This is a genomic window from Synechococcus sp. W65.1 (assembly GCF_047461615.1).
Taxonomy (GTDB): Bacteria; Cyanobacteriota; Cyanobacteriia; order Thermostichales; family Thermostichaceae; genus Thermostichus.
On sequence record NZ_JANSHI010000019.1, the window covers coordinates 1 to 21,744 of the forward strand.

Consider the following 21,744-nt stretch of genomic DNA (forward strand, 5'->3'; position numbering starts at 1 on the left):
CCGGGAATGGCAAGATCTGGTTTTGCCGCCAAAAAGCTCGTCTGAGGATCAGGACTCCAAGATTTTGCTCCTCCTGCCGGCCTAGGATCAATGCCAGGGGGATTCTATTGCTGCTTTAACCCCGTCCTAAGTATCAGCCACACTGGAGAAAGCTGCCGTCCCAACAGCTCTCTGAGTATGGCTGGCTCTTCTTCCCAGGCCGTAGCTTTCTGTCCCCAACCGCTTGCTGACAGAAAGGGATCTAGTCCCTCTCCTCCCGGCGCAGCCGCTGCAGGGCAGAAAGAGGCTTCTCCTCTTCCGACTGCTTTTCTGGGGTTGCTACCGGCAGAGGAGCTGTTTTGTTTTTCTCGGGTTCGGGCGAAAGTTTGCCTGCTTCCGAATCGACGGCTAGAGGAGAAGGGAGGTCGTTGGTCTGTTGGCCAGGCAGAGGGATCGACTCCAAGGGGGCCAGCAGGGATTGAATGTGGCTGTAGGTTTCGGGGTTGCTGCGGGCAGCATGGGCCAAGAGGGTAAGCTGCTCCTTGGCCGCCACCAGGTTCCCTAACTTAAGATCCACCAGCGCCAACTGGTAGCGTGCCTTAAAGCTAGTGGGATCCACCTCCACTGAGCGTTGAAAGGCGGCTCGTGCCTCTGCCAGCTTGCCTTGGCGGGCGTAGATCAAGCCGAGGTTAAAGGGCACGTCAGGATCCCGCTCCCTGGGAAGCACTTGGGCTTTGTCTTCTAGTTCAAGGGCGGCCCGGTAGGCGTTGATGGCTAAGGTGTAAAAGCCCATCTGCAGGTAACGAGCTGCATCTTCCTTGAGTTGGGCCACCGTTGGCTCGCCGGTGAGCAAATTCATAGGCGGCTGCGCATAGGCAGGCAGGCCCACCGCCAAACCCAGCAGGCATACTACTGAACTCAGGCCCCAGGGAGCAGCCTGTCCACCGGTTTGTTGCCTATTCATCACCATGATCGGTTTCCTCCAGCCACCTCAACACCACTTGTTCCACCCCTCACGGCCGGGAAAGGAAGCGAACTGGATCCCGGGCCCACCGAGGCAACGGCCTCACTCCAGAGACTATCCGCAATTGGACTGGGAAGCACGACTTTCCACTCGATCCAGCGCAAAAAGGCCAGATTGAGATACCAGTGCGAAGGGCTGGCTGGGGCCTCCTGGTGGGCAAGGGCTGCCTTTAGGGTGGCTAGATCCCCGAAATAGCTAAAAATCTCGCTGTACTCACGCTGTTGGCCCGTTCTGGTTCTTCACAAAGGGATCCCCGTGGCCGCTGCCAACTCCGGAGCTGTTCAGTCCCCAAATCGGAACCTCTTGGGCAAGCAGCAACGGAACTCAAGTGCCAAAAGCGCGATCCCCAGCATCCCCTAGCCCGGGCAGGATAAACCCCCGGTCGTTTAGCCGCTCGTCGATCATGGCGCAGAAAACTTGCACCATTGGGTAATGGGATCCCAGTCGCTGCAGCCCTGGCGGCGCGGCCAAGACGCTGACAATCCTCACCAAGCTGGGATCCGCTCCCCGTTTTTTCAGCTCATCCAAAACCCACAGCAAGGTACCCCCCGTGGCCAACATTGGCTCAGGGATGAGAATGCGCATCTGATCTGGAATCCGCTCCGGCAGGCGGTTGAGGTAACAACTCACCTGCAGCGTCTCCTCGTCCCGCACCAAGCCCACATGAAAAATCCGTGCTTGGGGCAAGAGGGCCTGACAGCCTTCCAGCATGGCCAGGCCAGCCCGCAAAATGGGCACGATGGCTAGCGGCGTGTTGGGGGCGATAACTTCTGCTGCCGCAGCTTCCAGAGGAGTTTGCACCTGCACCGCTTGGGTCGGGATCCACTCCCGCATCGCCTCGTAGGTCAGCCAGCGGCCCAGCTCCACCAAAGCCGTGCGAAAAAGAGGCATGGGGGTCTCCCTATCGCGGGCCACGGCTAGCCAGTGCTTGATGAGCGGGTGAGGAGGGACGTAAACCCGCAGTTGCTGACTTGCCACCGGAGGATGCCTCAACCTGGGCGGTAGCATAGCGGCTTGCAGGGGTAGGAGGCAAGCCTTCTTCTTAGCCATCCCCGCCGTTCCCTAGCTGCCAGCTTTTCCTCTGGCTTCCTCGCCGCGTTTAGTTACAATAGCGCCAGCGCCTCCTCAAATCTTCTGTTCGCGCTAGTGGGACGGGATGATCTCCCTCAACTTGCGGCCCAGCCTGGAGCTAACAGATGAAGTTTTTGAACAGCTCTGTCGGCAAAATCCAGAGCTGCGCTTGGAGCGCACTGCCCAAGGGGAGCTAGTGGCCATGGCCCCCGTCGGCAGTGAAAGCAGTCGCCAAAACTTGAGCCTCAGCGCCCAACTCTGGCAATGGAACCACCAAACTCAGCTTGGCGTAGCCTTCGATGCTTCTGCCGGCTTTGCCCTGCCCAACGGGGCCATTCGCTCTCCTGATGCCGCCTGGGTTGCCAGGGAGCGCTGGCAGCAGCTGACTCCAGAGCAGCGGCGCCGCTTTGCACCCCTTTGTCCAGACTTTGTCCTGGAACTGCGCTCCCCGAGTGATGACCTGGCCACTTTGCAGGCCAAGCTGCAGGAGTACCTCGAAAACGGCTCCCAACTGGGCTGGCTGATTGACCCGGAAAGCCAAAGGGTCTACGTCTACCGTCCAGGCCAGCCTGTTCAGGTTCTAGAGCGGCTCACCTCCCTAGAAGGGGATCCCGTCCTCCCCGGCTTCGTTGCCGATCTCAACCTCGTCTGGGAATAGTTCCTAACCGCTTATGATTGCCCTTAACCTGCGACCCAGCCTGGAGTTGACGGATGAAGTTTTTGAACAGCTCTGTCGGCAGAATCCTGAGCTGCGCTTGGAGCGGACTGCCCAAGGGGAGCTAGTGGCCATGGCCCCCGTCGGCAGTGAGAGCGGACTTCGCAGTGCCGACCTGCTGGGCCAGCTCTGGCAGTGGAACCGACGCACAAACTTGGGACTTGTATTCGACTCCTCCACGGGTTTTGCCCTGCCCAACGGGGCCATTCGCTCTCCCGATGCCGCCTGGGTTGCCAGGGAGCGCTGGCAGCAGCTGACTCCAGAGCAGCGGCGCCGCTTTGCACCCCTTTGTCCAGACTTTGTCCTGGAACTGCGCTCCCCGAGTGATGACCTGGCCACTTTGCAGGCCAAGCTGCAGGAGTACCTCGAAAACGGCTCCCAACTGGGCTGGCTGATTGACCCGGAAAGCCAAAGGGTCTACGTCTACCGTCCAGGCCAGCCTGTTCAGGTTCTAGAGCGGCTCACCTCCCTAGAAGGGGATCCCGTCCTCCCCGGCTTCGTTGCCGATCTCACCTTAATCTGGGAATGACTGGCCTGCCCATGGGCGTCGGCAACCTCGAACGTGCTGGCACCTATCGGGCGGGAAATGCAAGAACTGGATAAGCCCGAGAAAGCCCAGCGCCTTGCTGGCCCAGCAACTAGGCAAACTGGCCCACCACCTGTAGGGCAAAACTCAGCAAGAGGAAGGCCAACCAGGGGGAGAAGTCCAAGCCGCCGATGGGGGGAATAATGCCGCGGAAGAGGTTGAGATAGGGATCCGTAAGCTGGCTAAGCACCGACAGGATAGGGTTAGACCAGTTCAGTTGCGGGAACCAGCTTAGCAAAATCCGCACGATCAGCAGGGCGTTGTAGATGACGATGAACTGGTAAAGGGAGCGAAACAGCAAAGAGACTGCACCGCTGTAGACCGACCCCAGAGGGAGGTCGTCTAGGCCAGCAAGAGAGGACAACACGTGGCTAAGCATATGACTGGAAAAGGGGGAAAGGACTCATCCACAGCTTATCGGCAGAGCAGTCGGCTTAGGGTAGCGCCGGCAGAACCTCTGCCGCCTCTAGTTTGGCATGGGCAGGGATCCTTTGCTCAAGACTTTTCCTCCACAGCTTGGGAGGAGGTTTCCTTGATGAGCAATTGGGCCCGCGTGGCCTGAATGGCCTCGTTGAGCTCGGCAATTTTGGCTTCGAGGGTGCGGCGAACCTGGGCAATCCGTTCTGCCTCCTGCTCCCACTCCCTCCAGCTCCTCAAGCTGGACTCCGTTGCTTTCCCCAGCCCTCGAGAGCGGGGGCATTCAGGGCTAGTGGCGGTGCCGTCAAGGCGCTCGGGATCCCGGCCTTGACCTTCAGCGGATTCCTTACCTACTCTGGAGGCGAGCACAAGCCCAAGGATCCCGCCGAGGATCCCTCCCACCACAGCCCCCGTTACCACACCAGCAATGAAATCACTCTGCCGATCTGCCACGCTTGCGTCCCAGTCAATTGAGTCTCCCTTCTTCCGTTCTAGCTCTCTTGCCCCGCCCCTGCCAGCAAACGAGGCCAGAGCTGGGGGAGTCGCCATTGGCTCAAATTTTCCAGGTAATCTTGCACCTGCTCCCTCAACCCGGCCAAGATGGCCTCCAGTCTGTTGGTCAAGGGCAAGGAGGCCAGAGCCGCTTGCCAAAGGTGAGCTAGTGACAAGTCAGGGCTGACTACCCGCCACAGCCGCTGCAACTCCTCGAAGTGCAGGCGATCATCTTCTGTAAGCGAAAGGATTAGCTGGCGGCGTAGCTCCCGTGCTTCCTCCGACATGAGATAGCGCAAGCCCATGCGGGCAGCAGGGATCCAATCCAGCCCACCATCGCTGCGGGCAACTTGAAGCAGGTTCTCCAGGCGGTTCCAGCGGAACTTGCCATCCTTAATCAGCACTTGCAACAGCCGCTGGCGAATACGAGGGGATTCATCGGTCAGCAGGCGCTTGGCCACGTAGGGATAGGCCACGCCGACGATGCGAAACTGCGGATAGAGACTGAGGGCCACCCCCTCCTGGGTAACCAAAGAGCGGATCACCAAGGCAAAGTGGGAGGGCACCTGGAAGGGGTAGCGGTACATCAAATCGGAGAACTGGTCGGTGGCGGTTTTGAAGTTGAAGTTAGCCACCTCCTGCCTCAGCACATCCGCCAACACCGTTTCTAGAGCAGGGAGCAGCTCTTGCCGATCTACATCCGGCTGTAAAAAGCCCAGGTGAATGAAATCGTCAATCAGGGCGTTGTAGTCGCGATCCACCAGGTGGACCAGCGCATCCACCAGGTACTCCTTCATCTGGTCGGTGAGCTGGTCCATCATGCCGAAGTCGATGTAGGCCAGGCGGCCATCCGGCAGGGCAAACAGGTTGCCCGGGTGGGGATCGGCGTGGAAAAAGCCGTATTCGAGCAACTGCTTTAGGCCGGCTACCACACCGATGCGCACCAATCGTTTCACCTCCAAGTTGGCGGCCCGAATGCGCTCCACATCGGTGAGCTTGATGCCGTCAATCCACTCCAGGGTCAACACGCGGCGGGTGCTGTAGGCCCAGAAGATGCGCGGCACATACACATCGGGATCGTCGCGAAAGTATTCAGCAAAGCGCTCGCAGTTCCGTCCTTCCTGGAGGTAGTCAATCTCCTCAAAGAGCTTGCGGCCAAACTCATCCACCACCGCTGTCAAGGTGTTGCCCAGGTTGAGGGGCAACCAAGGGCCCAGCCAGGTGGAGGCCCAGCGGATGAGGTAGAGATCCAGGCTCAGCCGCTCCCGCAGGTGAGGCCGCTGCACCTTGACCGCCACCCATTCGCCGCTGTGCAACTGCGCCTTGTAAACCTGGCCCAGGCTGGCCGCAGCCACCGGCTCGGGCGAGATCTGGGCGTAAATCTCGGTAATTGGACGGCCCAGCTCCGCCTCAATGCAGGCAAACGCCTCCTCTGAAGGAAAGCTGGGCAGTTGATCCTGCAGCTTGGTCAGCTCCTCCAAGTAGTCTTTGCGCACCAAGTCGGGCCGGGTGGAGAGGGCCTGCCCTACCTTGATGAACGTCGGCCCCAGGTCGGTGAGCAGTTTGCGCAGCTGCGCCGCACGCTGGGGCACCTTGCGATTGCCCTGCCCCCAGAGCTGATCCCAGCGCAGGCAGAGAACAAACCACAAGAGAGGGCCAAGGATGGCCAGTGCCCGCGCCACCACTTGGGGCAGACGCCAGCGGTAGTAACGGGCAATCACCTGCGGATCGTAAACTTCTAGGTCAGCAACAGAGACAATCTGGTTAGGCACGCTCCAGGGATCTCACAGTCGTCTTAAACGAGCAATACCTATCGTAATGGCAAAAGTTACCTGATTTTTCTTCACTTTCTTTAACAGCACCTCCTTTAGCTTCGGCCCGCTGCAGCCACGACCTGGCTTAGATGACGGTGTTGTCCGGGATCACCGAGTCCTTGATGATGGTGACAATGCCGTTGCTAATCCAGATTCCTTCCTCTTCCCGCTGGGCTTCGGTGACGTGATCTTTGTTGATGATGCGGACGTTGCGGCCAATGCGGGCGTTCTTGTCCACAATGGCGTTGGCAATGTAGGAGTTGGGCCCGATGCCCACCGGCGGGATCCCGGCCTCCAGCTTGGCCTGCCGCTCTTCTGCCGACTCGTAGTAGTCGGCCCCCATGACCAGGGTGTTTTCGATAACGGCATTGGCCTCTATGCGGCTGCGAATGCCGATGATGGAGTTGCGAATTTGGGCGTTTTTGATGATGCAGCCGTCGGCAATCATGGAGTTGACAATGTGGGAGTCGAGGATCTTGTTGGGAGGCAAAAAGCGCGGGCGGGTGTAGATGGGCATGTCCCTGTCGAAGAAGCTGAAGGGCGGGTTGGGCTGCTGCACCAAGGCCAGGTTGGCCCGATAGAAGGCCTCGATGGTGCCGATGTCCTCCCAGTAGCCCTTGAAGGGGTAGGCCTGCAGGTGGTACTTGCCGATGGCTGCCGGCAGCACTTCTTTGCCGAAGTCGGTGTGCTCCTTCACTTGCAGCATCTCGATCAAAGCTTCCCGCTTGAACACATAAATGCCCATAGAAGCGATGTAAGGCTTGGCTTTCGCCTCTTCTGGGCTGAGGCCGAGGACTTGGGTATCGACTCGGCAGGCTTCTAGCAGCTCCCCTTGCGGCTTTTCCTTGAAATCGATCACACGCCCCTCGGCGTCAATCTTGAGCAAGCCAAAGCTGGAGGCCACTTTTTCTTCACAGGGGAGCACCGCCAGCGTCACATCCGCTCCAGTTTGCCGGTGATAATGAATAAAGGGGCGGTAGTCCATGCGGTAGAGGTGATCCCCGGAGAGGATGAGGAAGTCACGCGGCTTCCAGGAGTCCATCAGCCAGAGATATTGGCGAACGGCGTCAGCCGTGCCCTGGAACCAGTCGGGGTTATCGGGGGTTTGCTGGGCCGCTAGGATATCTACAAAGCCGCCGGTGAAGGGAGACATGCGGTAGGTATTGATGATGTGGCGGTTTAGCGAGGCGGAGTTGAACTGCGTGAGGACGTAGATCTTATCGATATCGGAATTGATACAGTTGCTAACCGGAACGTCGATAAGGCGATACTTGCCTGCTAGAGGTACAGCCGGCTTGGCGCGGCGCTTGGTTAGAGGATAGAGGCGGGTGCCCCGCCCACCGCCTAGGATAATTGCCAGTACATCGCGCATGGTGGTTCTCCACCAGGTTACACCCAATAGCATAGACCGCGGCGAGGGGAAGCGGCTGCAACGGCCCTGGGGAAGCTGATGGCACGCATCCTGGCCTTTACCAACAACAAGGGCGGCACTGGCAAGTCCACCCTCTGCGTCCACGCGGCCCAGTTGACGGCCCAGCGGGGCCATGCCGTTCTGCTAGTCGATCTCACCTCCCAAACCACCGCCAGCAGCTTTTACCTCGAAGAGGCCGGATCCCTTCCCCCAGAGGAGACCGTTTGGGCTAGCCTCCACCCTCACCACCAGCGGCCTCTGGAGGAAGTCATCTATTGCACCGACAAGGGAGTGGATGTGGCGCCCTCCCACCGCACCATGGCCGAAGTGGCAGCCCAGCTAGCGGCTTCCGGGGAGGCGGGCCAAAACCTCCTCCAGCGTCAACTGGATCCCTTGCTGTCGGAGTACGACTTTATCTTTCTCGACACGCCAGGGGAGCTGAATGCCCTCACCGCCAATGCTTTGCGGGCAGCCCAGCGGGTGTTGATCCCGACACGGCTCAACCGCGCCGACTTCTCCTGCACAGAAGAGACCCTGCGCTATATCGAGACCCTCAAGGGCGAGCTGAGCCAGGCCCGCGCTGTCCTGACCATGTTGGACGACCGCTACCTGCCCGGCGGCATTTGGTCGGGATCTCACACTGGACAGTTGTACGTGCAAGCGCAACAGATTTTTGCGGATGTGCTCTCACCCGTTACCATTCCAGATAGTAGCGACTTGCGCACAGCTTTTGATTATGGCCTGACGGTCATGGACTATCGGCCCGGGGCGGCCGTGTGTGGGCGCCTGCTGCAGTTTGTTGAACGTGAGGTGCTCCTGTGACTGGGTCTGAGCGTAGCTTGTTTTCTCGTGCGGGAGGAGCCCCCCGCCGCCCCGCCCGGCGCAAAGTAAAGTCAGACTCCCCCTCCACCCCTGGACGTGAGGAAACGGCAATGTCTACCGCAGAAACGTCGGAACTCGAAGCCCTCAAAGGCCAGTTGGCGGAGGCCCAACGGCAGCTTCAGGAATACCAAAACAAAATCTCCAGCCTACAGGCTCAACTCGAGCAAGTCACAGCCCACCGCGACGAATTGCAAAAGGCACTGGCCCAACTCCAGGCAGTGGCAGATGAGCGGGCCAAAACCATCCAGGAACTGCAAAGCCGCCAAGGGCAGGCCACGCTGCCGGTTAAGCCCCAAACCTCTGCCTCCCCCCTGCAGGCACCCAAGAAGATCCTCAATCGGCCTATCTTTGACAATGTGTCCCCCACCGACGAAGACATGCCCCCCTACATGCTGGACTAGGCCAAGCTGGGATCCCCTGCCCAAACAGTTGAGTATTGCACCCAGGGGAAGGGAGGTGTATGGTTAGGGATCCCTGTCTTTACGCTATGACTGCGTCCCAGGCAAAGATGACGGTTTCTGGCGATGCCATTCCACCCCACGGAGGTACTCTAATTAACCGCATTGCCTCGCCTGAGGAGGCGGAGGAGCTCCGCTCCAAGGCCCAACACTGCCCTGTTATCCGCCTCGACGAGCGGGCTCAATCGGATCTCGAGATGATTGCCATCGGGGGCTACAGCCCGCTGACGGGCTTTATGGGGCGGGAAGATTACCATTCGGTTTTGGAGACAATGCACTTGGCCAACGGCCTGGCATGGTCGCTGCCGATTACGCTGCCAGTTTCGGAGGAAATAGCTGCCGGGCTCAAGGAAGGGCAAACCGTGGCCCTAGCCAATGCTGAGGGCAAGCTTTTGGGCGTGTTGGAACTGACCGAGAAATTTACCTACGACAAAACCCGCGAGGCGCAGCAGGTCTACCGCACTACGGATGAACAACACCCAGGGGTGAAGGTGCTCTACGAACAGGGATCCGTTTACCTAGCCGGCCCTGTCACGCTCCTGCAGCGGGATCCGCATCCCCTTTTTCCGGCCTACCAGATTGATCCAGCTCAGTCGCGGCAACTGTTTCGGGAAAGAGGGTGGAAGACGATTGTCGGTTTTCAGACTCGCAACCCCATCCATCGCGCCCACGAGTATATCCAGAAGTGCGCTCTGGAAATTGTGGACGGCCTGTTTCTCCACCCGCTGGTGGGAGCCACCAAAAGCGACGACATTCCCGCCGAGGTGCGCATGCGCTGCTATGAGGTGTTGATTGAAAAGTACTACCCCAAAGAGCGGGTGATCTTGGCCATTAACCCTGCAGCCATGCGCTATGCAGGACCGCGGGAAGCCATCTTCCACGCCCTTGTTCGCAAAAACTACGGCTGCACCCATTTCATTGTGGGCCGGGATCACGCTGGGGTAGGCAACTACTACGGCCCCTATGACGCCCAGCACATTTTCGACGAGTTCCGGCCCGAGGAGCTGGGCATCATCCCCCTCAAGTTTGAACACGCCTTCTACTGCACCGTCACGGGCACCATGGCCACGGTCAAGACCAGTCCCAGCCAGCCCCACCAGCGCATTCACCTCTCGGGCACCAAGGTGCGGGAAATGCTGCGCCGTGGCGAAGTGCCGCCGCCGGAGTTCTCCCGCCCCGAAGTGGCCCAGCTCCTTGTGGAGGCCATGCGAGAACGCAGCTCCTCCTAGCCTCTTGGTGGGAAACCACCCAGGCGCTGGATTCTAGACCTAGCCGAGAGCTCGAAGCACGGGGCAGATTTTGCAGAGGTTAACGACCTGGCCTATCGACAGTTGCCGATTTTGGGTTTATCACTGAGGGGAGGGTGGTGCAAGCTGCCCACCTAAGCCTTCCGCTACCTACCCTGGGCTAGTGGCTCGACCCCAGCGCGCGGCGGAGGCAACTGTGTTTTCTTTGCCGTTTCCAGGGTCAACCTATGCAGAAATCAACCCTTCTTTCCAGGCTTGCCCTCGCCCTGCCCGCCTCCCTCCTGCTGGCAGAGGCTGCTCTGGCCTACCCCTGTAACTGGGTTGGGGCTGAAGCCTACAACTTCTCCAGCCCCACGGTTGAGGTTGACAGCTTCGAAGTGTTGCCTGCCTCCTCCTTTGCAGGTAACGGCTTCATTGGGGTGGCTATTGAAACGGTAGATGAACAGGCACCTCAAGGCGCCATTAGCCGCCGCCTGTTTGGCCCTGCCCCTCGCCTGCAAGGGATACGGGTCGTTGGCCTCCTCCAGAATGGACCGGCCCACCAAGCAGGTCTGGCGCAGGGCGACATTCTCCTCGGGGTCGACGGACAGCGGGTCACCTCGGTGCAGCAGGTTCAGCAGCTCATCCAAAACACCCCTGTGGGCCAGCGGCTACCGATTACCTTCCGGCGCGGCGGGCAGGTTCTATCCACAGTGGTGGTGGTGGGCGATGGCCGCGTGTTGCGCCCTCTGATGCTGCAGCAGCGGTAAGCGGGTGACCGCTGAGGTAGGCCTAGCAGAGACGGTCTGGGTGGTCTGCGGCCTCAACGGCTTGCTGGCTCTTGGCCTGCTTGCTTTAGTTCGCCCAATCTTGCGCTTGCGCACAGCGCTTTGGGTTACGGAGCGGGCCCTGGACAACTGGCAAAGAGCAGCAAAGCCGGCTTTGGCCCTTACCTCGGCTGAGCTTCTCCACCTACGGGCTCGCCTGCAAGCCAATCGCACCACCCTTGGCCGCTGGCGGCGCCGGCTCCAGTTCTGGCAGGGGATCCGCCGGCTAGCGCTTTGGCTGCAACAAAGGCTCTATGGATAGCTGCTCCTCCCTACCCAACCCCATCCGCTTGCAGGTCATGGCCAACGCTCTGGCCGGGATTGCCGAGGAGATGGGGGCACGTCTCATTCGCGGCTCCTACTCTGCCAACATCAAGGAACGGCGGGATTGCTCCACGGCTTTGTTTGACGCCCAAGGGGCTTGTATTGCCCAGGCAGCCCACATCCCGGTTCACCTAGGCGCTCTTTCCCAAGCCGTGCAGGCAGTGGTGGCAGCTGGCCCCCAGCCGGGAGAGGTGTTTGTCCTCAACGATCCCTATCAAGGGGGATCCCATCTGCCGGATATCACCGTGGTAGCGGCCATTCCCGGCCTGCGGGATCCCAGCCAGGTCTGTGCCTATGCGGTAAACCGCGCCCACCATGCCGACGTCGGGGGGATGCGCCCCGGCTCCATGCCCGCTGATTCCAGCGAGATCTGGCAGGAGGGTTTGGTGATCCCACCCGTACGGCTGGCCAGGTTTTCTCTGGAAGGAGAGTTGCGCTGGCAGGAAGATCTGCTGCGCCTTATTCTGGCCAATGTGCGCAATCCTGAGCAGCGCCGCGGAGACCTGCAGGCCCAAGTGGGAGCCAACGTGGTAGGGGCAAGCCGGTTTCGCCAGCTGCTAGCCCGCTTTGGCGAGGAGGAGGCTTGGCAGCTCATTGCGGAAGTGATTGCCTATAGTCGACGGCGGATGCAGGCCCAGATCCGCGCGCTGCCCGATGGGATTTACAGGGCTGCAGATTGGTTGGAAGGGGAGGGGGATCCGCCCAAGCCGCTCCGCATCAAAGTGCAGATTGAAGTGCAGGGGGAGAGGTTGCGGGTGGACTTCAGCGGCACGGCGCCAGCCACGGCGGGCAACCTAAACGCCCCCCTGGCCGTGACCCGCTCGGCGGTGCTCTTTGCCCTGCGCTGCCTTTTGGATCCCACCGCTCCCAGCAATGCCGGGCTAGAGGAGCCCATCGAGATCGTGGCCCCACCCGGCTGCCTGGTCAACGCCCAATTTCCGGCGGCGGTGGTGGCCGGCAATGTGGAAACCTCGCAGCGCATTGCCGATGTGGTGTTCAAAGCCCTGGCGCCGGTGGCTGGATCGCGGAGCATGGCCCAAGGGCAGGGCACCATGAACAACTGTGTCCTGGGCAACCGCCACTTTACCTACTACGAAACCCTGGGGGGCGGCCAAGGGGCCAGTCGCCAGCGGCCAGGCCTGGATGGGGTGCATGTGGGCCTGAGCAATACCCTCAACACCCCCATCGAAGCCCTAGAGCTGGAGTATCCCCTGCGGGTGTTGCGCTACGAGCTGCGCCAAGATTCTGGGGGCATTGGGCAGCAGCGGGGCGGCTGGGGGCTGATCCGCTCCCTCCAGGTGTTACAAGACTGCACCCTTTCCCTTCTCACCGACCGCCGCTACTACGCCCCCCAGGGAGAAGAGGGCGGCGGAGCCGGCCAGGTGGGGATCAACCTTGTCAACGGGGAACCCCTGCCCAGCAAGATTAGCCGCCCCCTGAAAGCTGGCGATGTGGTGACCCTCTACACCCCCGGCGGCGGCGCCTGGGGCTCCAGCGAGGGGCAGGCGCGGGAGGTTGGGTAGCCCAGATGGGCAAGCAACAACTGCTCGCAGCGGCGGAGCACGTCCTCGCGGCTGGTAAAGTGCTCCAGCCTTTGCACTTGTTGACCTTTCTCAAACAAAATTAAGGTCGGCAGCGAGCGCACCCGATAGCGGCGCGGCAGCCAAAAATTGTTATCCACATTCACCCGCACCACCTCAACGGATCTCTCCCCTTCGGAGGCCAGGCGGTCGATAAGCGGTTGAACGAAGCGACACAAACCGCACCAAGGCGCGCCAAACTCTAGTAACACCAACCCATCGCTTGTCAAAAGTTCTTGATTAAAAGCCTCTAAAGCAACTGGCGAGATCATTGCTCCCAAACTAAAGCAGTTGTTTGGGATCATGCTACCAGGCAACTCTGCTGGCTGCAGAAACCAGTTGCGGATGGAAAGCATAAAGAATCACAACAAAGCTCAACACCCCCAGATAGGCCCAGCGGAGAAACTCGCGCGGGTACAGTTGCTGGCGCCCTTGCAGAATGGCTAAGCCGGGGATCACGGAGGTGCGGGCCTTGAGATCGCGGAAGGCGTGGCCGTACTTGCGCTCCAGGCGGTAATCCCCGTGCCAAACGGCAAATAGGTGGTAGGCCACCAGCCCCAGCGAGGTGACCAGCATAAAACTGGAGCCAATCCACAGGGAATGGGCCACACACCAGATGAGCTGACCGACTAGCTGGGGATGGCGGGTGAGGCGGATGATCCCAGTTGTAAACAAGTGGATCTCCGGCTGGCGAAGGGCGACAATCTCCAGCACGTTAAAGGTGGCCGGATACAGGAAGAAAAACGAGAGCGCAGACAAAAGGACGACAGTGGTGTGGATCCCGGGAACAGCCTGCAGATTCCAAAGGATTACGCCGTCGTAGCAGTGGTTAGAAAAGTAGATGAGCAACAGCGGCGCCAAGCTAAGACTGACCAGGACAAAGAAAAGGCGGTACAGACGCGCTCCCAGCCACGCTTCTCCCCAGGGGCGCAAGTAGGCTAGTCCACTGTGGGCGCAGGCAAATCCCAAGATCATGCCCAGCATGATGGCATGGGAGCGGTAGGGGGCCAGCCCTGGCAGCCAGTGGCTAAAAAGGGGGGGTGACATCCTCTTTCGCGGTTGCCGTGACCTATGCTTAGCTTAAAGATAAGTTACATTCGACTCCCCATGCAGAAGACTCTCTTCCTACGTCTTGTCGGCCTGCTCCTGGCGATAGCCCTTATCCTGGGCTGGGCGATCCCAGGCGCGCAAGCAGCCCGTCTCACTGGCAAGTATTACGAAGACAGCATGACCATCATCCAAACGCTGCGCACGGCTCTCTTGGAGGGGGATCCTGTCCTCAAGCCGGAGGAGGCACGGGCGGAGGTCATGGAGGCCATGCAAGAATTTGTAGGGCGCTACCATGGCCCTCGCTACAACAAGTTGCCATCCTTCACGACCCTGCGCACGGTGTTCAACACCGTGGCCTCCCACTACCGCACCTCGGATCGACCGCTGGAGCCAGAAAAGCTAGAGCGGGTGCTGATGCAACTGGATCGGGCAGAGATGGCCTTACGCCGTGAGGGTTAAGCTTTAGGCAAGGCGCAGCGTTGCTCTAATGCCAACGCGGTGGAGTCCGCTCTCCCAAAGCTCCAGCTGGCCTCCCATTTCCCTTAGGAGCCGCTCGCTAACCCGCCAGGCGGCGCTGTCTTGTGGCTGGATGGGCAGGCAGCACCGCCCTTCCAGGTCCCACTCCAGACAGAAGTGCTCCTCCCCGCCAGGATAGGCGCTCAGAGCCATTGAGCCGTAGCGGAGGGTGCGAATGCCCCAGCGACACACGCCCAGCAGCGCCTGCACCAAGCCATGGGGATCCGCCCAGACAGTGAGGCTGTCGGGAAGCCAAGAGGACTGAAGAGCGGTCCAGTCGTAGCGGATGCTCCGATCCTGGGCCTGGAGCCGAGTGAGGCTGTGGATCTCTTGCAAAAGAGGACGCAGGCGCGTTGGCCTTGGCCGCAGCGGCTGAATGGGCAGGTCGTGGCGAGCCAGGCGAGTGTATTCTTCCAGCAGCTTGAGCAGGCGCTCCACCGCCTCCTTGGCGCTCTGCAGGCACTCTCGCTCCTCCTCTCGAGAGTCGCACAGATTGGACAACACCAACTGCAGGGCTCCCATCTGGCTGCTGAGGGGATTGCGCAGCTCGTGGCCGATACTCACCAGAAGCTCCTGCTGAAAAGCGCGCATCACCTCAGAGCGCTCAAAGGCAAACTGCCAGTCCATCCCCTCCTGGTCTGCGGCAGGGGCAGGCGGGAAAGAGGGAGGATCGGGGGGGGTGGCAGGCAAGGCTTTGCTCAACTGGAAAGGCAACCCGTCATTGGCGGCAGCAGCTCTTGGCCCCTCTCTGGGCTGGCAACGCTGCTCACCATTTTTTTACCCGACAAAGCAGGCGCTGACTACCCGCTCAATCCCGGCCAGATCCCGGTGCACCTGGATCTGCTGGTAACACCCCTGCGCTCGCAACTGCTCGGCCACCCAAGGTGCCTGGCCCTGCATCACCTCCACTGCCCAGAAGGAGTTGGGGGCTAGATAATCCGGCGCGCCCTCAATCAACACCCGCAGATGAACCAGCCCATCTTCCCCGCCGTCCAGGGCCTCTCGCGGCTCGTGCAGCCGCACCTCAGGCATGAGGTGATCTAGCTCCCTTGTAGGGATGTAGGGAGGGTTGGAGACAAGGCCGCGCAGCCGACCCCGCCAGGGATCCAAAGGCGTAAACCAGGATCCCTCAAGCAGATGCACCCGCTCCTGCAGCCCGTGATCGGTCACGTTGGCTGCCGCCACTGCCAGGGCTGCCGGGCTCACGTCCACGGCCAGAAGCTGCAGCTGGGGGTGCCTGTGGGCCAAGGCAATGGCGATGGCGCCGCTGCCGGTACCCAAGTCAGCAAAAGGGGAGCCCGGGGGCAGAGGGTTGGCCTGCAGCCACAGGAAGGCTTGCTCCACCAGCAGCTCAGTCTCGGGGCGTGGGATCAGCACTGCTGGCGTTACCTGCAAGCTCAGCCCTGCCCACTCTACCTTGCCCAGCAGGTATTGCAGAGGGATGCGCTCCTCTAGCCGACGCCGCCACAGCGCCTCCACCTCGGCCAGCGGATCCCCCTTCCCTACTGGCGGCCGACCCAGCAGCCGTTCCAATGGCCCCCAGCCCAGATGCTCCCTAAGCAAGAGATCCACTTCCTGCGGGGAAATGCCAGCAGCCCGTGCTGCCTGGAGAGCCTGCGCCCGCCATGCCAGCAACTCTTCCACCAGCGCCGAGCGGGATCCCCCTGCAGCTTGGTTCAACGGCGCTGAGGTTGAGGCGTGGCCGAGGGACTGGCCTGGGGAGTTGCGGAGCGTATCCACGACTGCACGTACTCCAGCGAGGCACGCGGTGGGATGAAGGCAATCTTTTGCACATCCTCTTGGGCATCAGGTGCCAACATGCGCTCCACCACAATGGCTAGGGAAGTGACCTCAATCTGGGTTTTGCCAACCACGCTGGGGTTTTGCGCCGCCGCCCGCTCCAGAGCTTTCTTTAGGTCGTTGCGGTCAAAAAAGAAAGGCACCACTTCCTGGCCATTCTGCTCGATGGTCAGCAGCCCCTCGGGGGAGCGGCCATAGAACAGAGGCACGCCAATGGCCTCTGGGGGCACCTTTTGCCCCGTTTCTTTGAGCACCTGCTTGGCTGCCTCTACATCGCCAGGGCGGGGCACCACCTCAAAGTACAGATTGCTATTTTTAGCTCGCTCTTCTTCCGATTTCTCATAGGCATAGCCTAGGGGGATGGGCACCACTCGGGCTTGCTTGCCTATCTCGGGGTTTTTGGCTTTCACCTGCTCTAGGGCTTGCTGGGCTTGGTTTTGATCTAGCCAAAGAGAAGCCACCTGAATGGTGCGACCCTCCCGCTCCACGTTGGCAACCACAGGGGTGCCGTTCTGCGAGACAATGGCAAAAACCGGCACCAGATTGAGCCGCTCGGCTACCTCCTGACGACTCAGGGGGGCTGCCACTACCTGAGCCGGCCAGAAGCTCCCCTGAGCCAATACGGGGATCCCCACCAGCCCCAGCAGCAGAGTGCTACGGAGGGCTAACGCCATTGCTGCCCGTCTGCCGGCCTGCGCTGCAGAGCGGCAAGAGAATCGCAAAGGTGGCGCTGCCTTGCTGTGCATCATTTCCATCATCTACTCCCAACGTCGCGCCTTGTTCTTGGTGCCCTCCTGGCAAGAGCTCCTAGGCCACCCTAGAGGTCAAGTTAAAGCATTTGTTAAGCCCTGTCGAGGGGTAAGGCTCCTGATTTGGGTGGGGATCCCGCATACCCCCTACTATATACGGGGTCGAAGGAAATCGAACCACCCTAGATGCAGATCTCAGGGCAAACCGTGAATCCTCATCCCAACTTCAGGCAAAGCCCTTGCTTTTGGAGTGGTTTTGCTTGAGATCAGGTGCCAGGGATTCCTCAGGACGAAACAGGCGGCATTGCTCGACGGTAACTCGAACTCGCGTGCCCACTGGCAATGCCTCCCGCGCTAGGGCATGCAACTCCTTGCCCGTCTCCGTGGCTAGGCAATAGCGATACTCCCGCCCCAAAAACTGGCGATCCCGAATGATTGCCTTTCCTTGGGGATCGGGATGCAGGCGGAGCTCCTCCTGCAGAACCATCAACTCTGCCCACTGCAGATTGGAGTCGGGCTGATCCCCGACCGCATGGAAGGGAAGGTGCAGCAGCCCCTCAACTTTCCAGCCCCACTCGCGCAGCTCACAGCGGAGAAAGTTGGCCTGGGTAATGAACTCGGCCACAAAACGAGTAGCCGGCTCTCGGTAGACCTCCTCTGGCGATCCCCATTGCTCAATACGGCCTCCCCGCATCACCGCCACCCAGTCGGAAAGAGAGAGAGCCTCTTCTTGGTCGTGGGTAACGAAAATGGCCGAAGTCCGAGTTTGCTTGAGGATCTTGCGAATTTCCTCCCGTAGGTAGTAGCGCGTCTGCACATCCAAGTTACTCAGCGGCTCATCCAACAGGATTAGGCTAGGCTTGGGGGCCAAGGCTCGGGCCAGCGCCACCCGCTGCTGTTGTCCACCCGAAAGTTCATGGGGATAGCGGTGGACATAGTCTTCTAGGCCCACTAGCCGCAACACCTCGTAGGCGCGTTCCCGCGCCTGTTGGTGGTAAGCTTGCCTCTTGCTGGCCACCGCAGGAGATTGAAGGCCGAACATAACATTTGCCAACACGTTCAGGTGGGGAAACAGGGCAAAGTCCTGAAACACCAGCCCCACTCCCCGCCGCTCTGGCGGAACCCACTGCCCCTCCCCCGCCACCACCTGACCCCCTATTCGGATCCGGCCGCTGTCCGGCTGCTCAAAGCCAGCAATGATGCGCAATAAGGTGGTTTTCCCACAGCCCGACGGACCGACGATCCCCAGGATATCCCCTTGGGGCAGGCGAAACGCCACTTCCTGCAAAACCAATTGCCGCTGACCAGGAAAACCCTTGCTGAGGCCCTCAACCTCAAGAATGTAGGAAGAGTCCGCCTGGCCAGCGTTGGACATCGAGAAAGCCAAGAACTCGGCCATGACAATTGTTGCAAGAGATTTTCACTACCCTTACCATGCTACCACACCTCCGGCCCTCCCCGGCCTGCTGCCGGTTAGATAAGGGGCAGCGGGAACAGAAGGGGCAAGCAGGAACTCGTGTTACACTGAGTTAACAAAGTTTCTCAGGCTCTGGCGGCGCTTGTTCCCGACGGCGCGTGTCGGGTTTTCTTGTGGATGAGTTTTGAGACCAAGTTGCCGGAACGTGCTCTGGTTACAGGGGCCAGTCGAGGGATCGGCAAAGCTGTGGCCCTGGCCCTAGCCCAGCAGGGGCTGACAGTTGCGCTAGTGGCTCGTTCTCAACCTGATTTGCTGGCAGTGCAGGCGGAGATCCAGGCAAAAGGGGGAAAGGCAGAGGTTTTTCCCATCGACCTGGCCGATTTGACCGCTTTACCGCAGCGGCTGCAAGCTCTTCTGGATCGATTTGGCGGTTGTGATGTTTTGGTGAATAATGCCGGCATAGCCCGCGTTGGGCCTTTGGCCACTCTCTCGCTATCTGAGTGGCAACGGGTGATCGACTTAAACTTAACAGCAGCCTTCCTCTGTGCCCAAGCCGTCCTTCCGGGAATGCGCCAGCAGCGCTTCGGCGTGATTGTCAACGTGGTCTCGATTGCAGGCAAGCGAGCTTTTCCCAATTGGGGGGCCTACTGTGCCAGCAAGTTCGGCCTACTCGGCTTTTCCCAAGCCTTGGCTGAGGAAGAACGGCAGCACGGTATCCGGGTAACTAGCCTCTGCCCTGGAGCGGTGAACACGCCCCTCTGGGATAGGGTGGAGGTTGATTTTGACCGCTCCCAGATGCTCTCGCCGGAGTGGGTAGCGGATGTGGTGGCCTATCTCGTCCGCCTGCCCAGGGGTGCTGTAGTGGAGGACCTAACCCTCATGCCAGCAGCCGGGGCCTTGTAGGTGGGGCCAGCTCTGACCCTTCCGAAAGCAATGCTTGTCAGCCCGGCTTTTGAGCCGACCATCTCGCGGCAGCGTCTCTCCTGACAAATTTCTTCAACTCCTCGTTTCAACTCAAGGGATATCTTGCTATGACTCTTGCCAAGCCTGGATTGAGTGCCGAGTTTCGCCTGAGCGACAAAGCCAACCTCAAGTCTCGGGTTCTCCGCGATCTGTCCCCTTCGACAGAGCCAGAGACTTCAGAAAGCCTAGATCCGGCAATGGTGGCGGCAGTGGAGACGTTGCTACGGGGAATTGGCGAGGATCCCGAGCGGGAGGGCCTCAAGAAAACCCCGGAGCGAGTGGTGGCGGCGCTGAAGTTTTTGACCAGCGGCTATCGACAGTCTTTGGAAGAGCTCATCAATGGGGCCATCTTCGACGAAGGCCACGATGAGATGGTGCTGCTGCGGGACATCACTGTGTTTAGCCTCTGCGAGCACCACCTCTTGCCCTTCATCGGCAAGGCCCATGTGGCCTACATTCCTAAGCAAAGGGTAGTGGGCTTGAGCAAAATTGCCCGTATTGTGGAGATGTACTCCCGCCGCCTGCAGGTTCAGGAACGCCTGACCCGGCAAATTGCGGAAGCCTTGATGGAGGTGTTGGATCCTTATGGGGTTGGAGTGGTTATCGAGGCTACCCACATGTGCATGGTGATGCGCGGAGTGCAAAAGCCAGGCTCCTGGACGGTTACCAGCTCGATGGTGGGGGTGTTCCGGGAGGATCCCCGCACGCGCGAGGAGTTCTTGAGCCTTATTCGCCACCCGTCCAACCTTTAAGGCTCCCGCAGAGTTTTGCCGGCAAGGAGATTAATCCCCTACCTAAGTGGGGAATACTAGCCTAAGATTGATGCAAACTCTGCCAGCAGCGAGGCCTGTCATGAGCGAGGTCAGCCCCGAAAAAGACGCTGGTTGGAAGCCGCCAACCCCGCCTGGCGTCCAACGCTCCCCACGGGCGGCTGCCCAAACGCCATCAGCGGAACCCCCAACTCAGCTGGATCCGTTGGTGAACAGGACTACCCCTCTCGCGCCAGGGATCGGCTCGCGTCCTTCCGCCAGCGCTCCCAAGCCTATCCTGGGCCGGCCCGTCCCGCCAGAGGTGGCTGTCGCCCCTCCCCAGACGCCAGTGCCCATGCCGGGCTCTGTGGCTCCTCCGCAGGGATCTCTGCCCACTGCTGCAGCTCGGCTTCAGGCCTCGCCTCCCAAGCCAGCAGCTCCGCCTTTTGTCCCGCCGGCTCGTCCGACGGCTGTTGGTCAGGTCCCGCTGGCTGCTGCTCCTAAGTCTGCCCCCTCTGGCCCGACGCTGCGCCAACTGGTGCAGGAAGCCTACGAAAAAGGCTACTCGGACATTCACCTGGGGGTGGGAGAAGTACCCCGCTTTCGGGATCGGGGGGAAATTGTGATCAGCAACCACCCCGTTACCACCACTGAGATGTTCTATAGCTGGCTGCGGGAAAGCCTGCCGGAAAACCAAATCCGCCAGTTTGAAGAGTGCTTAGAGCTGGATACCGCCATCCAGTACGAGGGCTTGGTGCGCTGCCGGGTCAACTGCTTCGTCTCCCTCCTTGGGCCAGCCATGGTGCTGCGCCTCATCCCGCTCAAGATTTTGACGCTGGAGCAGTTGCGGGCGCCGGAAGTGCTCAAGCGCATTGCCGAGGAGCCCAAGGGCCTCGTGCTGGTGACTGGCCCAACTGGCTCCGGTAAGTCCACGACGCTGGCGGCAATGGTGGACTATATCAACTCCAACTTTGCCAAGCACATCATTTCTATCGAGGATCCCATCGAGTTTGTTCACCAGAGCAAGAAATCCCTGATTCGGCAGCGGGAGGTTGGGATCCATACCCTGGAGTTTGCTAACGCTCTGAAAGCCTCCCTGCGGGAAGATCCGGACATCATCCTCATTGGGGAGATGCGGGATCGGGAAACCGTAGATATCGCCCTCAAGGCTGGCCAGACAGGCCACCTCGTGTTTGGAACCCTGCACACCAACAGCGCTGTTCGCACCATCGAGCGTCTGCTAGGGATCTACAAGCCGGAAGAGCAGGAGCCGATGCGCCTGCAGCTGGCGGAAACCCTGGTGGCCATCATTGCTCAGACGCTGGTGCGCACCACCGACGGCAAGCGCACGGCAGCCCACGAGATCATGCGCAACACCGATGCCATTCGCGACTACATCAAGCGGGGAGCGGTGGACGAGATCGAGGAGCTCATTGCCGACGGCTCCTACGAGGGCATGTGTACCATGAACCAGTCGCTGTTTCGGCTCTATCAGGAGGGGCGGATTACGGCGGAGGTGTGCCTGGAGGCAGCTCCGCGGCGCAACGAGATGGCCCAGTGGCTGCGGGGCCGGATATAGGCAGGACAGGTGCTTGAGGGAAGGCTTGCCTTATCCTAGACTGAGAGCAACGGGCATGCTTATCTCCTCAGCCAAGCTTTGGCTAGGGGGATAGGTTGGTGGTGAAAGCAAGTTA

24 protein-coding genes are annotated in these 21,744 nt (G+C 60.2%); 12 read left to right on the top strand and 12 right to left on the bottom strand.

The window, feature by feature from the left end:
* Positions 1 to 241 precede the first annotated feature (241 nt).
* Together NW806_RS09925 and upp are read right to left on the bottom strand one after the other, a co-directional pair.
* The gene (locus NW806_RS09925) at positions 242 to 943 is read right to left on the bottom strand and encodes a tetratricopeptide repeat protein (protein WP_414406034.1); all 702 of its coding nucleotides are present in this window, start codon (positions 941 to 943) and stop codon (positions 242 to 244) included.
* 384 nt (positions 944 to 1,327) lie between these two features.
* Positions 1,328 to 2,011, bottom strand: coding sequence for a uracil phosphoribosyltransferase (upp, locus tag NW806_RS09930; RefSeq protein ID WP_414395589.1), 684 nt, complete (start codon positions 2,009 to 2,011; stop codon positions 1,328 to 1,330).
* 148 nt (positions 2,012 to 2,159) lie between these two features.
* Between upp and NW806_RS09935 the strand changes: the two genes are divergently transcribed.
* On the top strand, positions 2,160 to 2,732 hold the full coding sequence (locus NW806_RS09935; RefSeq protein ID WP_414410977.1) for a Uma2 family endonuclease: 573 nt from the start codon (positions 2,160 to 2,162) through the stop codon (positions 2,730 to 2,732).
* A 13-nt stretch (positions 2,733 to 2,745) separates the two neighbouring features.
* Positions 2,746 to 3,318 carry a Uma2 family endonuclease gene (locus tag NW806_RS09940; RefSeq protein ID WP_414410978.1) on the top strand — a complete coding sequence of 191 codons (573 nt, stop codon included), beginning with the start codon at positions 2,746 to 2,748 and terminating at the stop codon, positions 3,316 to 3,318.
* Between the two features lie 109 nt (positions 3,319 to 3,427).
* Here the strand turns inward: NW806_RS09940 and NW806_RS09945 are convergent, their stop codons facing one another.
* From NW806_RS09945 to NW806_RS09960, 4 genes are all read right to left on the bottom strand, one after another.
* Positions 3,428 to 3,754 carry a YggT family protein gene (locus NW806_RS09945; RefSeq protein ID WP_414410979.1) on the bottom strand — a complete coding sequence of 109 codons (327 nt, stop codon included), beginning with the start codon at positions 3,752 to 3,754 and terminating at the stop codon, positions 3,428 to 3,430.
* 116 nt (positions 3,755 to 3,870) lie between these two features.
* Positions 3,871 to 4,245 (bottom strand): hypothetical protein, encoded by a 375-nt coding sequence (locus tag NW806_RS09950; RefSeq protein WP_414410980.1) that lies wholly within the window; start codon positions 4,243 to 4,245, stop codon positions 3,871 to 3,873.
* A gap of 38 nt (positions 4,246 to 4,283) precedes the next feature.
* Complete coding sequence (locus NW806_RS09955) at positions 4,284 to 6,056, bottom strand: ABC1 kinase family protein (protein ID WP_414410981.1); 1,773 nt, start codon at positions 6,054 to 6,056, stop codon at positions 4,284 to 4,286.
* 127 nt (positions 6,057 to 6,183) lie between these two features.
* Positions 6,184 to 7,470, bottom strand: a complete 1,287-nt coding sequence (locus NW806_RS09960; RefSeq protein ID WP_414410982.1) for a glucose-1-phosphate adenylyltransferase — start codon at positions 7,468 to 7,470, stop codon at positions 6,184 to 6,186.
* 78 nt (positions 7,471 to 7,548) lie between these two features.
* On the opposite strand from NW806_RS09960, the gene NW806_RS09965 reads away from it, so the two are divergent.
* From NW806_RS09965 to NW806_RS09990, 6 genes are all read left to right on the top strand, one after another.
* On the top strand, positions 7,549 to 8,331 hold the full coding sequence (locus NW806_RS09965; RefSeq protein ID WP_414410983.1) for a ParA family protein: 783 nt from the start codon (positions 7,549 to 7,551) through the stop codon (positions 8,329 to 8,331).
* A 110-nt stretch (positions 8,332 to 8,441) separates the two neighbouring features.
* Entirely contained in the window at positions 8,442 to 8,792 is a 351-nt protein-coding gene (locus NW806_RS09970; RefSeq protein WP_414406043.1) for a hypothetical protein, read from the top strand.
* A 107-nt stretch (positions 8,793 to 8,899) separates the two neighbouring features.
* Entirely contained in the window at positions 8,900 to 10,078 is a 1,179-nt protein-coding gene (gene sat, locus NW806_RS09975; RefSeq protein ID WP_414395607.1) for a sulfate adenylyltransferase, read from the top strand.
* Between the two features lie 245 nt (positions 10,079 to 10,323).
* Positions 10,324 to 10,845 carry a PDZ domain-containing protein gene (locus tag NW806_RS09980; protein ID WP_414395609.1) on the top strand — a complete coding sequence of 174 codons (522 nt, stop codon included), beginning with the start codon at positions 10,324 to 10,326 and terminating at the stop codon, positions 10,843 to 10,845.
* A gap of 4 nt (positions 10,846 to 10,849) precedes the next feature.
* Positions 10,850 to 11,164 carry a hypothetical protein gene (locus NW806_RS09985; protein WP_414395611.1) on the top strand — a complete coding sequence of 105 codons (315 nt, stop codon included), beginning with the start codon at positions 10,850 to 10,852 and terminating at the stop codon, positions 11,162 to 11,164.
* Positions 11,157 to 12,749 (top strand): hydantoinase B/oxoprolinase family protein, encoded by a 1,593-nt coding sequence (locus tag NW806_RS09990; RefSeq protein WP_414410984.1) that lies wholly within the window; start codon positions 11,157 to 11,159, stop codon positions 12,747 to 12,749. The genes NW806_RS09985 and NW806_RS09990 overlap by 8 nt, the downstream gene beginning before the upstream one ends.
* Here NW806_RS09990 and NW806_RS09995 read toward each other — a convergent pair.
* Positions 12,689 to 13,162 carry a thioredoxin family protein gene (locus tag NW806_RS09995; RefSeq protein WP_414395615.1) on the bottom strand — a complete coding sequence of 158 codons (474 nt, stop codon included), beginning with the start codon at positions 13,160 to 13,162 and terminating at the stop codon, positions 12,689 to 12,691. The two genes, NW806_RS09990 and NW806_RS09995, sit on opposite strands and share 61 nt — an antisense overlap.
* Positions 13,113 to 13,853 (bottom strand): NnrU family protein, encoded by a 741-nt coding sequence (locus NW806_RS10000; RefSeq protein WP_414410985.1) that lies wholly within the window; start codon positions 13,851 to 13,853, stop codon positions 13,113 to 13,115. The genes NW806_RS09995 and NW806_RS10000 overlap by 50 nt, the downstream gene beginning before the upstream one ends.
* A 60-nt stretch (positions 13,854 to 13,913) precedes the next feature.
* Between NW806_RS10000 and psb27 the strand changes: the two genes are divergently transcribed.
* Entirely contained in the window at positions 13,914 to 14,315 is a 402-nt protein-coding gene (psb27, locus tag NW806_RS10005) for a photosystem II protein Psb27 (protein WP_414410986.1), read from the top strand.
* A gap of 3 nt (positions 14,316 to 14,318) precedes the next feature.
* Here psb27 and NW806_RS10010 read toward each other — a convergent pair whose 3' ends face one another.
* The 4 genes from NW806_RS10010 to NW806_RS10025 all read right to left on the bottom strand — a co-directional run bounded on the left by NW806_RS10010 (position 14,319) and on the right by NW806_RS10025 (position 18,320).
* The gene (locus NW806_RS10010; protein ID WP_414410987.1) at positions 14,319 to 14,999 is read right to left on the bottom strand and encodes a sensor histidine kinase; all 681 of its coding nucleotides are present in this window, start codon (positions 14,997 to 14,999) and stop codon (positions 14,319 to 14,321) included.
* 150 nt (positions 15,000 to 15,149) lie between these two features.
* Entirely contained in the window at positions 15,150 to 16,112 is a 963-nt protein-coding gene (prmC, locus tag NW806_RS10015) for a peptide chain release factor N(5)-glutamine methyltransferase (protein ID WP_414410988.1), read from the bottom strand.
* Positions 16,049 to 16,846, bottom strand: coding sequence for a Tic22 family protein (locus NW806_RS10020; RefSeq protein ID WP_414395624.1), 798 nt, complete (start codon positions 16,844 to 16,846; stop codon positions 16,049 to 16,051). Before NW806_RS10020 ends, prmC begins: the two co-directional genes overlap by 64 nt.
* A 301-nt stretch (positions 16,847 to 17,147) precedes the next feature.
* Positions 17,148 to 18,320, bottom strand: coding sequence for an ABC transporter ATP-binding protein (locus tag NW806_RS10025; protein ID WP_414410989.1), 1,173 nt, complete (start codon positions 18,318 to 18,320; stop codon positions 17,148 to 17,150).
* Positions 18,321 to 18,515: 195 nt separating this feature from the next.
* Between NW806_RS10025 and NW806_RS10030 the strand changes: the two genes are divergently transcribed.
* The 3 genes from NW806_RS10030 to NW806_RS10040 all read left to right on the top strand — a co-directional run bounded on the left by NW806_RS10030 (position 18,516) and on the right by NW806_RS10040 (position 21,629).
* Positions 18,516 to 19,241, top strand: a complete 726-nt coding sequence (locus tag NW806_RS10030) for an SDR family oxidoreductase (protein ID WP_414410990.1) — start codon at positions 18,516 to 18,518, stop codon at positions 19,239 to 19,241.
* A gap of 128 nt (positions 19,242 to 19,369) precedes the next feature.
* Positions 19,370 to 20,053 carry a GTP cyclohydrolase I FolE gene (gene folE / locus NW806_RS10035; protein ID WP_414395630.1) on the top strand — a complete coding sequence of 228 codons (684 nt, stop codon included), beginning with the start codon at positions 19,370 to 19,372 and terminating at the stop codon, positions 20,051 to 20,053.
* Positions 20,054 to 20,405: 352 nt separating this feature from the next.
* Positions 20,406 to 21,629: a type IV pilus twitching motility protein PilT gene (locus NW806_RS10040; protein ID WP_414411006.1), complete on the top strand. Its 1,224-nt coding sequence runs from the start codon at positions 20,406 to 20,408 to the stop codon at positions 21,627 to 21,629.
* Positions 21,630 to 21,744: the final 115 nt, after the last annotated feature.